Here is a 13,524-nt window from a genome sequence, read left to right on the forward strand (position 1 = left end):
CGCACGCGAAAGGAGCCCCGATGGACGAGCGCGGCCTGTTCTCGATTACCTGTTCTCTAACTACTGCTTGACTTGGAGTTCGCTCCAGGAGATACGATGGGCCTGCAACCGATACGGGTAGAAGGAGCGTGCATCATGGAAAACGGCAAGAAGATCCTCGTCGCGTACTTTTCAGCAAGCGGCGAGACGGAGCGGCTGGCGCGCACGATCGCGAGCGCGACGGGCGGCGACCTCTTCGAGATCGTGCCCGAAACGCCCTACACGGCGGCCGATCTCGACTGGAACGACAAGCGGAGCCGCAGCAGCGTCGAGATGAACGACCCGGCGTCGCGCCCGGCCGTCGCCAGCCGCGTGGCGGACATGGACGCCTACGACGCCGTGTTCGTGGGCTTCCCCATCTGGTGGTACGTGGCGCCCACTATCGTCAGCACGTTTCTCGAGGCCTACGACTTCTCCGGCAAGACGGTCGTGCCCTTCGCCACGTCCGGCGGCAGCAACATGGGCGGCACCGAGGCGATCCTGCATGCGTGCTGCTCGCCTGCGACGTCGTGGAAGCCGGGCCGCCGCCTTGCCAGCCGTGCGAGCGAGGGCGAGGTGCGTCGCTGGGTGGAGGGCCTGGGGCTGTAGAAACGCCCTGCGCCGATGCGAGCGCCCCTGATGGCGGCATCGGCGCAGGCGAGCGAGCGCGTGCGTGCGGTCGGTCACGCCTTCCGCACGGGGCGCACGTACTTGCAGAAGCGGGCGGGGTCGAAGTAGAGGTAGATCACCTTGCCGGGCGTCGTGTCGAACGCCCAGCCGTTGTCGGCGGCCTCGAACGCGCCCATCGCCGCCTCGATCTCGTCCTCCATGGTGCGCATCTGGCGCTCGTAGTCGAACGGCCCGTGCTCGAACACAACGTACTCGCCGGCGGCCACGTCCATGAGCTGCAGGTTCGGCGGCACCTCGCCCTCCCAGTCGGCGGGCAGGCGTGCGCCGTGGCATTCGACGCGCGGGAAGCCCCAGGCGCACAGGCGCCCCTCCGGGTCGCTCACGTAGGCCATCACCTGGCCGCCGCCGGCGTTCGCCTTGGGGCCTCCCTCGTCGTCGAGCTTTCCCTTCACGCTGTCGAGCAGCCCGCAGACGGTGTCCCTGTCCTGCCCGGGGATCGCCGCCTGCTTCTGCCAGAAGTCCCAATAGCCGTTGCTTTCGCAGTTGCGCACGTGCAGGAACCTGTGCGCGGGCACCGTGATCAGGTACTGCTCGATGCCGTCGTCCGTTTTCTCCATGCCGATCTCTCCCATCCCTAGCACGTAGCGGTCGAAGGCGGTGATCTTCGTACGCAGCACCACGGGCCGCGGATCTTTGCGGTAGGCGCTCGGCGTCGTGCCGAACGCGCCTTTGAACGCCCGGGTGAACGCCTCGTGCGACGAGAACCCGTGGTCGAGCGCGATGTCGAGCAGGGCCTTGTCGCCGTCCCGCACCTCCTTCAGCGCGAAGGCCAGCCTGCGCGTGCGCAGGTAGTCGCGCAGCGGCATGCCGGACACTTCCTTGAACTTCCGCGTGGTGTGGAACTCGGAGTACCCGAGCCGTTCCGCGAGCGCCCGCAAGGCGAGCGCCTCGTCATCGCGGTTCGCGATGCTCTCGTCGATCGCGTCGACGATCGTCTGTACCTGCCTCCGCCACTCGTGCATGTCGTATCGTTCCTTCCTGGTAGCGCGCGCTGGGATCACTATAGGGGAAGGAGAGGGGCCGCGCTTGATCGGGCTTGCGGACGTTGCGCGCGCGTCGCCCGTGCTTTCACGCCGTGCCAACTCGAAGCGGGTCAGGGACGTGGCGCTGAAGCCCTCGCGCAGCTCATGGCGGCCTCGGTCTCGTAGACCAGCTCCCCGGTACGCGGCCTCCTGCCGCATGCGCAACTGTGCTTGCAGCGGTAAAGGAACGAGGTGCTTCATGTGAAACATATGTGCTGGAATACCTGATGTTTCACGTGAAACATCGTGTACGAAGACCGCTTTCGCGCGAAGGCCGGAGCGCGGCCTGCGCATGCGCTGCCCTCTGACCGCTGGCTTTCGTGCGAGCGAACCCGGGAAGCGCAACCCATGGAGCGAGTGCCTTGACTTCCCGACCGCCGCCGCGTATCTTATGAGTGAGAAAATGTTCATCCAACGGGAAAGCGGGCGTCCATGCCGAAGTCGGCGGAGAAGTGCGCAGCCATGCGCGACGAGATGCGGGAGCGGATACTGCGGGAGTCGCTGCGCTACTTCGCGCGCAACGGCTTCGCGGGCACGAGGATCGCCGATCTGGCACGGGGCATCGGCATCGCGCAGGGGACGATCTACCGGTACTTCGACTCGAAGGAGGACCTGTTCGCGGCCCTGCGCGCGCTGGTGGCGAACGGCGAGGACGTGCGCGAGCTCAAGCTGCTCGCCCGGCTGCCTCTGTCCGCGAAGGCGAAGATCCGCCGCCTGTCCGCCTCCGTCCTCGGGCGCCTGGCCGACGACGAGCTGTTCGCGGCGTCGGTGGTGCTGAACGCGCAGGCCATGCTGGAGGAGGAGCCGGGCGCTGACGGCCGCCCCGCCCCGTACCGCTCGGAGTTGTACGCGCTCACGGCGCGCATCGTCGCGCAGGGCCAGCGCGAGGGCAGCGTGGCGGCGGGCGACCCGTTCAAGCTGGCCGACTACTACTGGGGCGTGGCGTACCTCTACGCGCTCAAGCGGCTGTTCACCGCAGGCTACGACATGATAAGCGCGGCCGATCTGGACCGCACGCTGCTGAAGGGCGGGCGCTAGCATGGGCGCGCGCATCGCGCTGGTCACGGGCGCGACCGGCGGCATCGGGCGCGCCTTCGCCGAGCAGCTGCTGCGGGACGGCGACGTGGACGAGCTTTGGGCCGTGGCCCGCACCCACGAGAAGCTCGAGCGCCTGCGCGACGAGCTGGGCTGCCGCACGGTGCCGCTCGCGGCCGACCTCGCGACCGCCGAAGGGCTGCGGGCCGTCGAGCGGGCCCTCGAAGAGGCGCGACCGACGGTGGCCTATCCGGTGAACAACGCAGGCGCGGCGAGGATGGGCGCATGGGACGGGTTCTCCGTCGGCGAGATCGAGCGCACCGTCGCCCTGAACTGCACGGCCGTCGCCGCGCTCTGCCGCGTCTGCCTGCCGTTCATGGGGCGGGGGAGCCGCATCCTGAACGTGTCCTCCGCGTCGGCCTTCCAGCCCACGCCCTACCTCGCCTTGTACGCGGCCACGAAGGCGTTCGAGCTCAGCTACTCGCGGGCGCTCGGCGCGGAGCTGGCGGGCTCCGGCGCGACCGTGTGCGCCGTGTGCCCGAGCTGGGTGGACACCGACCTGCTCCTGCGCGAGGTCAACGGGAGGCGCGTGTCGTTTCCCGGCCTCGTGCCGCCTGGGAAAGTGGCCGCCCGCGCCCTGCGCGACGCCCGCCGCGGCCGCGCCCTCTCGGTGTTCCCCCTGTACGCGAAGTACCTGCATGTCGCCGCGAAGGTCGTGCCGCAGCGCCTCGTCATGGCCACGTGGCTGCGTATGCTCAAGCGCTACGGGGGCTAGGGGCGGCCGGCGAGGCGCCCGCCGCCCGGTTTGTGCTCAAGTCCCAACAACCGGGTGACGGTTCGCCCGCGCCGGCCCGCACCGGGTGCGACGGCCGGTAGAGTGGGCGCATACGCGAAGGCAAGGGCGCGCCGCAAGCCGCGCGATCGGGGCGGCGCGCCTGCAAACGAGGAGGCACTCATGGCAGACCTGCAAAGCCCGCAAGACAAGATCACCCTGCGCAACGGCTACGGCGTGCCGTGCATCGGGTTCGGCACGTGGAAGATGCCGGACGGCGAGGTGGGCATCGACGCCGTTCACCAGGCGCTCGCCAACGGCTACCGCCACATCGACACGGCGGCGGCCTACGACAACGAGGAGACGGTGGGCAAGGCCCTGGCCACGTCGGGCCTCACGCGCGAGGAGCTGTTCGTGACCACGAAGGTGTGGAACACCGACCGCGGCTACGAGCCCACGCTCAAGGCGTTCGAGGAATCCCGCAAGAAGCTGCACCTGGACTACGTGGACCTCTACCTCATCCACTGGCCGGCGGCGCAAGGCGCCGAGGACGACTGGCAGCGCACGAACCAGGAGACGTGGCGGGCGCTCGAGACGCTCTACCTGGACGGCCAGGTGCGCGCCATCGGCACGAGCAACTTCAAGCCCCACCACCTGGAGCCCCTCATGGGCGCCGCCGAGATACTGCCCATGGTGAACCAGATAGAGCTGCACCCCGGCTGCAACCAGGAGGCCACGCGCGACTTCTGCAACCGCAACGACATCGTGGTGGAGGCCTGGTCGCCGCTCGGCGCGGGCCGCGTGCTGGAGAACCAGCTGCTCATCGACATCGCGGCCTCGTACGGCTGCACGGTGGCCCAGCTGTGCATCCGCTGGTGCCTGCAGCGCCGCGCCATCCCGCTGCCGAAGTCCACGGACGCCGGGCGCATCTCCGAGAACGCCCGCGTGTTCTGGTTCGACATCACCGACGAGGACCTGCAGCGCATCGACGAGCTGGACCCCCTCGGCCAAAGCGGCCTCGACCCGGACACCATCGACTTCTAGGATGCCCTTCCCTCGCATCCCCGACGAGGGCGGCGGGGGCCTCCACCGCTCTCGTCGTCCGGAAAGCCCTTGTTAGCGGGGGTTTCCGCTCCTGTCCCGCTGACGGGAACTTAGCTGCCAGCTAATGTTTTGGCGGGGCGGTTTCGATACCCTTGTTCCGATGGATAAACCGGAGCAAGGAGGGACCATGAGGAAGAAGATCGGAACTTTGGCGGCGGCCTGCGCCCTGGCCGCATGCGTCGGGCTGTTCGGCTGCTCGTCGGGCGGCTCGGAGGCGCCGAGCGGCGAGAAGGCGGACGACGCCGCGCAGGCCGCGCAGAAGGAGCCCGAGCAGAAGGAGTCCAAGTACGCCGTGAGCATCGACGAGTGCACGGTGGTGCAGGACTACGCGGGCAAGGCGGCCATCGTGGTGACGTACACGTTCACCAACAACGCGGAGAAGGCCGTGCCGTTCTTCACGGCCGTGTCGGCCAAGGCGTTCCAGAACGGCGTGCAGCTCGACACGGCGATCGTGAGCGACATCGATTCCCAGAGCTCCATGAACGAGATCAAGTCGGGAGCCACCACGACCGTCCAGCAGGCCTACCTGCTTGACGACCAGTCGCAGGTGAGCGTGGAGTGCACCGAGCTCATCAGCCTGGACGACACCGTCCTCGCCGAGAAGACGTTCGACGTGGCGTAAGGCCGTGCCGGCCGCCGGAGCCGGGGCGGGCGCCCTCGCGGCGCCTTGCCCGGCCGGCTCCGGCGGCCGTCTGATACCATGAGACCGGACACGAAACGAAGAAGAAGGAAGCGCCGCGTGAAAGAGCCTTTGACCGACGAGCTGCTGCAGGAGCTGCTGGACGCGCCGGACCCGCGTGCGTTCGCCGAGCGGCACCGCATCGGCAGGCGCAGCCTGCCCGACTACCTGCAGCAGCTGCTCGACGAGAAGGGCCTCGAGCGGGCCGAGGTCGTGCGGCGGGCGGGCCTCAACGACACGTTCGGCTACCAGATATTCATGGGGCAGCGCGGCGCGTCGCGCAACAAGGTGCTGCAGCTGGCCTTCGCCCTGGGCCTCACGCTCAAGGAGGCGGACCGGCTCCTGCAGGCGGCCGGCGCCAGCGGGCTGTACTGCAAAGACCGCCGCGACGCCATCATCATCTTCTGCCTCGACCACGGCTACAGCCTGCAGAAGACCGACGAGGAGCTCTACCGCTTCGGCGAGGACACGATCTGCTGAGGCTGCGGGGAGCCCGCGCGAACCTCCTCGGCGTCCGGTGCGCCCCCGGCTCCTTCTGCTACCATGTACCTGTCATGGACGAGCTCTCCGAACATCTCGATGCACTGGCGCGCGACGGCTGCTATCGCGTGGACGCCGTCATGAAGGAAAGCGCGTTCGAGACCACGCAGCTCGTGTACTTCGTGGGGGCGAACGGCTCCGAGCAGGGACCGTACGTGCGCAAGTACCTGGACGGCGATGCGGGCCTCGGGGCGGCCTACGAGCGGCTCTGGCGCGCCCAGCGCTCGGGCCGGCGGTTCCTCCACCTGCCCTTGGTGCTCGACTGCCATGCGGTGGGCTCCCGGCGCGTCGTGGTCATGGAGTTCGTCCGCGGCGAGACGCTCGCCGACGTCGTGTACCGCTGCGACCCGTCCGTCGCCCTCGCATGCGACGTGTTCCCGAAGCTCTGCGAGGCCGTTCGCGAGCTGCACGAGGCGTTCGACCCGCCGCTCATCCACCGTGACCTCAAGCCCTCCAACGTCATGCTCACGCGCGACAACCTCACCCTCATCGACTTCGGCATCGCCCGCTCCTTCGATGAGGCGGCGGAGCAGGACACGCACCATTTCGGCACGCGGGCCTATGCGCCGCCCGAGCAGTTCGGCTACGGGCAGAGCGACGCGCGCACCGACGTCTACGCGCTGGGGATGCTGCTGTACTTCTGCCTGACGGAGAAGACGCCGGACGCCAAGGCGCGCCGTGCGGGCTACCGCGGCGCGGGCGTCCCCGAGCCGCTCCGGGCGGTGGTGGAGCGCGCGGCGGCGTTCGACCCGCGGGACCGTTACGCGAGCGTGCGGGAGCTCGAGCAGGCGTTCGGGGAGGCGGTGCGCCGCCTGCTCCCTTCCGGCGGCAACGGAGCGGCGGGGAACGCGGTGGAGGCGGCGAGGAACGCGGCGAGGACGCCTTCGGGACGATCGGCAGCGGCCGCGGGCGAGGCGAAGGGCGCGGCGTCGGCGACGGAGAGGATCGAATCCGCGGGCCCTGCGGCGGGATGGCGGCCGGCGGCCGCGCCCGAGGCTCCGGGGGCTGCGCCTTTGGCGGCTCTGCGGGCCTATCCCGACCTGCCTGCCCCGGTTCCCCCCTCCCCGCGCGCAGCGGTGCGCGGGGAGGGGGCGTTCTGGGGGCGCGTGCCGCGCTGGGCGGGCATCGTGTGGGACGCGGCGCTGGCCCTGCTCTCCGTGCTCTTCCTCTGCGTGGCCACCGACCTGGCGTTCTCGCCGGAGCCGGGGGATGTCGGCTACGGCGGCCCCCTGCCCGCGCGCATCGCGGCCTACTACGGCATCGCCGTCCTCATGTTCCTGCCCGGCTTCTTCCTGGCGAGCGACCGCCGACCGCTCGTGCGCCTCGTTCCTGCGTTGGGCCGCATTCCGCTCAAGGCGCAGGTTGTCGTCTGCCTTGCCCTGTTCGCGATCGGCTTCGTCGTCGCCGCCGTGGCCACGGGCTTCCTGCCGCGCACCTAGGGCGCCTGCCGGCCGCGAGCCCCGTCAACGACCGCGCCACGGGTCGTTGACGGCGCGTGGTTGCGCCGGGGCGGGCGCGCCGGGGACGCTAGAGTGGGACGGACGGCCGGCCGACGGGGCCGGCGGGCGCGCGGTGCGCGCGCCGTTTCCGACCTGCCGAAAGGAGCCGGCCCATGGCGAACGCCCCCTCTGCGCCGAGCAGCGCCCCCTCGAAGGGGGGCTCGGGCAAGCCGAAGCTCACGCGGGTGCTCAGCGTGCCCGACATGATCGTGTACGGGCTCATCTTCATGGTTCCCATCGCGCCGTTCGGCATCTACGGCGGCGTGTTCACCGAGTCGGGCGGCATGCCGGCGCTCGTCTACGTGGTGGGCACGCTGGCCATGGTGTTCACGGCGCTGTCCTACGGCATGCTCATCCGCGAGTGGCCGGTGTCCGGCTCGGTGTACGCCTACACGTCGCGCGGCCTGGGCAAGGGCATCGGGTTCGTGTCGGGGTGGACGCTGCTTCTGGACTACCTGCTCATCCCCGTGCTCATGTACGTGGTGGCCTCCACGGCGCTTTCGGGCATCGTGCCGGAGGTGCCGCCGTGGGCCTTCTCCATCGTGTTCGTGGTGGCGAACACGTTCGTGAACATCCGCGGCATCGCGCTCACCGACATCGTGAATCGCATCGCGCTCGTGCTGGAGGTGCTGGTGCTGGCCGTGTTCGTGGTGCTGGGCGTGCGCTGGCTCCTGTCGGACCCTGCCTCGCACGGCTTCACGCTGCAGCCCCTCTACAACCCCTCCACGTTTAGCCTCCCGCTCGTGTTCAGCGCCGTGTCGCTGGGCGTTCTGTCGTTCCTCGGCTTCGACGGCATCGCCACGCTGTCCGAGGAGGCCAAGGACGGCCGCCGCGGCCCCGGCCGCGCCATGATGGCGTCGCTGGCCATCGTGGGCGCGCTGTTCGTGCTGCAGACCTACATCGCGGGGTGCATCAGCCCCGACGGCGCCGTGTTCGCGCACGACCAGGGCAACGCCTTCTACTTGGTGGCCCAGGTGGTGGGAGGGCGGTGGCTCTACGTGGTGTGCGCCGTGGCCACGGCGCTGGCCTGGGGCATCTTCACGGCGCTCGCGGCGCAGACGGCCGTGTCGCGCATCCTCTTCGCCATGGGGCGCGACGGCGGCCTGCCGCACGCGCTCGCGCGCATCCACCCGAAGTACCATACCCCCTACGTGGCCACGCTCTTCGTGGGCGGGCTCACGCTCGTGCTCGTGCTGACGTTCGGGCAGCTGGGCACCGACACCATCTCGCTCTTCGTGAACTTCGGCGCGCTCACGGCGTTCCTCTTGCTGCACGTGACCGTCATCTGGTACTTCTTCGTGAAGAAGCGCGACGGGCGCTGGGTGGCGCACCTGCTGGTGCCGCTGGCCGGCCTGGCGGTCATCGGCTACACGTGGTGGGGGCTCGACGTGCCCGCGAAGGTGCTCGGCGTGGTGTGGATGGCCGCGGGGACGGCCTACTACCTCGTGCTGCGTTTCGTGCTCAAACGGGAGGTGACGCTGGGCGGATGAGCGCGCGGCCTCCCTCCACGCGTGAAGAGCGTAAACAGCCTTAAAATCTGCGAAATTGGCACTGGACAGCGGCGTACCCGAAGTCGGACAATAAAAAAACGTGATTGCGTATACTGGGTACACACGAGGAGGACGGGTTTGAGGATCGCGCTGTGCGACGACGACGAGGCGCAACGGGAGAAGTTGAAGGCGGCCGTCGACCGGCATCTCGTATCCCGCGGCTACCGTCCCCGCTACGAGGAGTACTCGGGGGGCGGGCCGCTCGTTGCCGAGGTGGCCGCGGGCACCGACCCGTTCGACCTCGTGTTCCTCGACGTGTACCTCGAGGGCGATGACGGCATCGCGGTGGCGCGGAAGCTGCGCGAGCACGATCCCAGCGTGCCCCTCGTGTTCCTGACCGTGTCGCGCGAGCATGCGGTGGAGAGCTACGAGGTCCAGGCTACGAGCTATCTCGTGAAGCCGGCGGAGCCGCGCAAGCTGGCCGCCGTGCTCGACCGCGTGCTGCCCGTCACCTCGCCTCGCCTGGCGTTCCGCGTGGGCTCCGCGCGCCGCTACTTCGACTACCGCAACATCGCCTACCTGGAGAGCCGCGACCACGCGGTGCTGCTGCACCAGGCCGACGGCTCCTGCCATCGCAGCCTGGCGAAGCTCGACGACGTGGCCGACGAGCTGAGCGACCCCCGCTTCCTGCGCTGCCATCGCAGCTTCATCGTGAACATGGACTTCATCGTGGACGTGCGCGACGACTTCATCCTGCGCGACGGCACCTGCGTGCCCGTGCGCGTGAAGGAGCGCCGCAAGATGCACGAGGCCTACTACCGCTACTTCACCGACGCCCTCTGCGCCGGATAGGGGAGGATCGCCCATGGCAGCGCCCTTCGATGTGCCCGCCGCCGTAGCGGCCATGACCCTTGAGGAGAAATGCGCGTGCCTCGCGGGCGAGGGCTACTGGGAGCTGGGCGGCTGTCCGCGCCTGGGCGTTGCCCCCATTACCGTGTCGGACGGCCCCCATGGCCTGAGGCGGCAGGCGGGATCGGCGGACAACCTGGGGCTTGCGGGAAGCGAGCCGGCCGTGTGCTTCCCCACGGCGAGCGCCGCGGCATGCTCGTTCGACGCGGACCTCGTGCGCACGATGGGCGAGGCGCTGGGCGACGAGGCGCGCGAGCAGGGCGTGGCCGTGGTGCTGGGGCCTGGCGTGAACATGAAGCGCAGCCCCTTGTGCGGCCGCAACTTCGAGTACTACAGCGAGGACCCGCATTTGGCCGGCGAGCTGGCGGCCGCCTACATCGAGGGCGTGCAGAGCCGGGGCGTGGGAACGTCGCTCAAGCACTTCGCCTGCAACAACCAGGAGACGAACCGGCTGATCGTGGACGCGGTCGTGGACGAGCGCGCGCTGCACGAGCTGTACCTGGAGCCGTTCCGCATCGCGGTGGAGAAGGCCCGGCCCTGGACGATGATGACGGCGTACAACCTGCTGGACGGCGCGTACTGCTCCGAGGACGCCGGGCTTCTGGCGCTCGCGCGCGACGAATGGGGCTTCGACGGCGCCTACGTGAGCGACTGGGGCGCCGAGAACGACAACAGGGCGAGCCTGCCCGCGGGCCTCGACCTGGTCATGCCGGGGCCGCGGGCCGACTACCGCGCCGACGTGGCCGCGGCCGTGCGGGCGGGGGAGGTATCCGAGGGACAGCTGGACGCGGCCGTCCGCCGCATCCTGGAACTGCACGCCAAGCATGCGGCCGCGGAGGGGACGCCCGTCGCACGGAGCCTGGACGAGCGGCTCGACGTGGCCCGCGCCGTGGCCGAGGGCTCGGCCGTGCTTTTGGAGAACGACGGCGCGCTGCCGCTCGACCCGGGCGCACGCGTGGCGGTGGTCGGGGCCTTCGCCCGCGAGCCGCGCTACCAGGGTGCGGGGTCTTCGAAGATAAACCCGGTTTCGCTCGACTGCGCCTGGGACGCGCTCGCGGCAGCCGGCGTGGCGGCCTCCTACGCCCCGGGCTACGATGCTGCCACGGGGGAGACGGACGGCTCGCTGCTGGACGAGGCCGCGCGCAATGCGTCCGCGGCCGACGTGGCCGTGGTGTTCGTCGGCCTGCCGGACGCCTCGGAGTCCGAGGGCGCCGACCGCGCCGACATGGCGCTGCCCGCCGGCCACAACGCGCTCGTGGAGCGCGTGTGCGCCGCGAACCCGAACACGGTGGTGGTGCTGCAGGGCGGCTCTCCCGTGGAGCTTCCCTGGCGCGGCCTGCCGCGCGCCGTCCTGCTGTGCTACCTGGCCGGCTGCCGAGGCGGCCAGGCGGCGGCCGACCTGCTGCTGGGACGGGCGAACCCCTCGGGCAAGCTGGCCGAGACGTGGCCGGTGCGCCTGGCGGACACGCCGTGCGCGGCGTACTTCCCCGAGAAGGGGCGCCAGGCGCGCTACCGCGAGAGCGTCTACACGGGCTACCGCTACTACGATGCCGCGGGCGCCGAGGTGGCCTACCCGTTCGGCCACGGGCTGTCGTACACGGAGTTTTCCTACCATGATCTGCGGGTTGAAGAGGCGGACGACGGCTTTTCCGTGTCGTTCGCCGTGCGCAACGACGGCGCCCGTGCCGGCAGGGAGGCCGTGCAGCTGTACGTGGCGCCGCTCGAGGCGGGCGCGTTCCGCCCGCCGCAGGAGCTCAAGGGCTTCGCGAAGGCGGCGCTCGCGCCGGGAGAGGCCCGCCGCATGACGCTTCCGCTGCCGAGGCGCGCCTTCGCCTGCTACGACGCGGACATGCGTGCTTGGGAGGTGGAGGGCGGCGCCTACGAGGTGCGCGTGGCCGCCTCGAGCCGCGACGTGCGCCTGAGCGCGCGGGTGGAGGTGGCGGGCTCGCCGCGCCGCGAGGACGGCGCCCCGGAGGCCTACCATCGCGTGCGGCCCGGCGGCTTTTCGGACGAGGCGTTCAGGCAGCTGTACGGCCGCGTGCTGCCGAAGGTGGTCGTGCCCCTGCGACCCTACACGGCCAACGCCACGGTGGGCGATCTGAAGGCGTCGCTCGTCGGGCGCGCCGTGCACTACCTGCTGCGCCGCGAGTTGAGGCTGCTCCTGCCCGGCGATGCCGGCCGCCGCGCCCAGGCCGAGCTGGCCATCATGGAGACGCCCCTGCGGACGCTGGCCATGTCGGGCATGGACATGAACCTGGTGGGTGCTGCCGTGGACATTCTGAACTACCGATTCGTGCGCGGTTTCAAGAAGCTGCGTGCGCTCAAGCCCGCCCCGCCGTCCAGCGGCGCGGCGATACCATCCGAGGGGGAAGGGGACGACGCATGACCGAAGACCGCAAAGACGAGGGGCGCATGCCCGACGGGCAGCGCGTGCCGTTGCCGCTTAAGCTGTTCGGCGCGCTGTGCGTGCTGGGGGGCCTCGCCTCGCTCGGCGACCTGGTGCCGGTGGCCGGATCGTTCGTCCAGGGGCTGGGGGGCGACGGCTACCGCACGGCCTCCGTCGTCATCTTCGCCGCGCTCATGGCGGTGCTCGCGGCATCGGCCGTGCTGTTCGTGTTCCTGGGCGTGCGCCTGCTGCGCAACCGTCGGAAGCACGCCGCGGCCACGGCGAACACGCTGGCGGCGCTCACGGTGCTGTCCATCATCGGCACCCTCATGCTCTTCGGCCTGTCGGCGCACCATATCGGGTACCTCGTGCAGCTCGTCATCCTCATCGCGGTCACGAGCTACCTGGACCCATCGCTTGCCGAGGAGTGCGCGCTGCAGCGCAAGCTGCGCAAGATGGACAAGGAGCAGCGCCGCGAAGAGCGGCGCCGAGCCGCCGAGGCTAAGCCGAAGCGCGGGTTCATCACGCTGAACTTCTTCAACCTGTTCTGGATCTTCGTGGTGTGCTGCGTGCTGGGGCTCATCATCGAGGTGCTGTTCCACTTCGCGCTGTACCACGAGTACCAGGATCGCGCCGGCATGCTGTTCGGGCCGTTCTCGCCCATCTACGGCTTCGGCGCGCTGCTCATGACCATCGCCCTCAACCGCTTCCACGACAAGCCCGTGTGGGTGATCTTCCTCGTGAGCGCCGTCATCGGCGGGGCGTTCGAGTACTTCACGAGCTGGATCATGGAATTCTCGTTCGGCATCCGCGCGTGGGACTACTCGGGCACGTTCCTGTCCATCGACGGGCGCACGAACTTCGTGTTCATGGTGATGTGGGGCGTGCTGGGCGTGGCGTGGATCAGGCTTTTGCTGCCGCAGCTGCTGAAGCTCATCAACCTTATCCCGTGGAACTGGCGCTACGGCGTGACGGCGGTGTGCGCGGCGCTCATGCTGCTGGACGGCGTCATGACCATCCAGTCCATCGACTGCTGGTACGGCCGTATGGCGGGCAAGGCGCCCGACACGCCCATCGAGCGGTTCTACGCCGAGCATTTCGACAACGACTACATGCAGAACCGCTTCCAGACCATGACCATGGACGTGGACGACGCCACCCGCATCGGCCGGTAAGGGCGTGCCCGGGGCCGCCTGTGCCTCGGGGGAAGTGCAAACAAACTGCCTCGATTTGCCAGAAGAGGAGCGAAGCTGCTTGGCGGCCTCGCTCCTTTTGCATTCCCTGGCGTTCTTCCCGGGGTGCCAAAACCCATTTTTCAACAGCATGAAATCGAACCCGAGGGTCGATCTGCCCTCGGTATTGCACGGACACCTCTTAGCC

At 69.6% G+C, this 13,524-nt stretch carries 12 protein-coding genes; 11 read left to right on the plus strand and 1 reads right to left on the minus strand.

Translation table 11 applies throughout. The annotated features are described in order from the left end of the window. The first annotated feature begins 135 nt into the window (after window positions 1-135). Complete coding sequence (locus C1877_RS06455; protein ID WP_015540200.1) at window positions 136-627, plus strand: flavodoxin; 492 nt, start codon at window positions 136-138, stop codon at window positions 625-627. Between the two features lie 74 nt (window positions 628-701). Here the strand turns inward: C1877_RS06455 and C1877_RS06460 are convergent, their stop codons facing one another. Beyond that, entirely contained in the window at window positions 702-1,670 is a 969-nt protein-coding gene (locus C1877_RS06460; protein ID WP_114568722.1) for a helix-turn-helix transcriptional regulator, read from the minus strand. A gap of 492 nt (window positions 1,671-2,162) precedes the next feature. On the opposite strand from C1877_RS06460, the gene C1877_RS06465 reads away from it, so the two are divergent. From C1877_RS06465 to C1877_RS06510, 10 genes are all read left to right on the plus strand, one after another. Continuing rightward, window positions 2,163-2,768, plus strand: coding sequence for a TetR/AcrR family transcriptional regulator (locus C1877_RS06465; RefSeq protein WP_114568723.1), 606 nt, complete (start codon window positions 2,163-2,165; stop codon window positions 2,766-2,768). Between the two features lies 1 nt (window position 2,769). After that, complete coding sequence (locus tag C1877_RS06470) at window positions 2,770-3,540, plus strand: SDR family NAD(P)-dependent oxidoreductase (protein WP_114568724.1); 771 nt, start codon at window positions 2,770-2,772, stop codon at window positions 3,538-3,540. A gap of 180 nt (window positions 3,541-3,720) precedes the next feature. Further along, window positions 3,721-4,581, plus strand: a complete 861-nt coding sequence (locus tag C1877_RS06475; protein ID WP_114568725.1) for an aldo/keto reductase — start codon at window positions 3,721-3,723, stop codon at window positions 4,579-4,581. A 187-nt stretch (window positions 4,582-4,768) separates the two neighbouring features. Next, complete coding sequence (locus tag C1877_RS06480) at window positions 4,769-5,263, plus strand: DUF5067 domain-containing protein (protein ID WP_181813805.1); 495 nt, start codon at window positions 4,769-4,771, stop codon at window positions 5,261-5,263. A gap of 117 nt (window positions 5,264-5,380) precedes the next feature. After that, window positions 5,381-5,800 carry a helix-turn-helix domain-containing protein gene (locus C1877_RS06485; RefSeq protein ID WP_041239651.1) on the plus strand — a complete coding sequence of 140 codons (420 nt, stop codon included), beginning with the start codon at window positions 5,381-5,383 and terminating at the stop codon, window positions 5,798-5,800. Between the two features lie 74 nt (window positions 5,801-5,874). Continuing rightward, entirely contained in the window at window positions 5,875-7,299 is a 1,425-nt protein-coding gene (locus C1877_RS06490; RefSeq protein WP_114568727.1) for a serine/threonine protein kinase, read from the plus strand. A 173-nt stretch (window positions 7,300-7,472) separates the two neighbouring features. Next, window positions 7,473-8,849: an APC family permease gene (locus C1877_RS06495; RefSeq protein WP_015540198.1), complete on the plus strand. Its 1,377-nt coding sequence runs from the start codon at window positions 7,473-7,475 to the stop codon at window positions 8,847-8,849. A gap of 138 nt (window positions 8,850-8,987) precedes the next feature. Continuing rightward, a complete protein-coding gene (locus tag C1877_RS06500) occupies window positions 8,988-9,701 on the plus strand; it encodes a LytR/AlgR family response regulator transcription factor (protein ID WP_154248429.1) in 714 nt (237 codons plus the stop codon). A 13-nt stretch (window positions 9,702-9,714) separates the two neighbouring features. Further along, window positions 9,715-12,144, plus strand: coding sequence for a glycoside hydrolase family 3 C-terminal domain-containing protein (locus C1877_RS06505; protein WP_220149901.1), 2,430 nt, complete (start codon window positions 9,715-9,717; stop codon window positions 12,142-12,144). Further along, a complete protein-coding gene (locus tag C1877_RS06510) occupies window positions 12,141-13,319 on the plus strand; it encodes a putative ABC transporter permease (RefSeq protein ID WP_015540197.1) in 1,179 nt (392 codons plus the stop codon). Before C1877_RS06505 ends, C1877_RS06510 begins: the two co-directional genes overlap by 4 nt. Window positions 13,320-13,524: the final 205 nt, after the last annotated feature.

The organism is Gordonibacter pamelaeae, assembly GCF_003340385.1.
Taxonomy (GTDB): Bacteria; Actinomycetota; Coriobacteriia; order Coriobacteriales; family Eggerthellaceae; genus Gordonibacter; species Gordonibacter pamelaeae.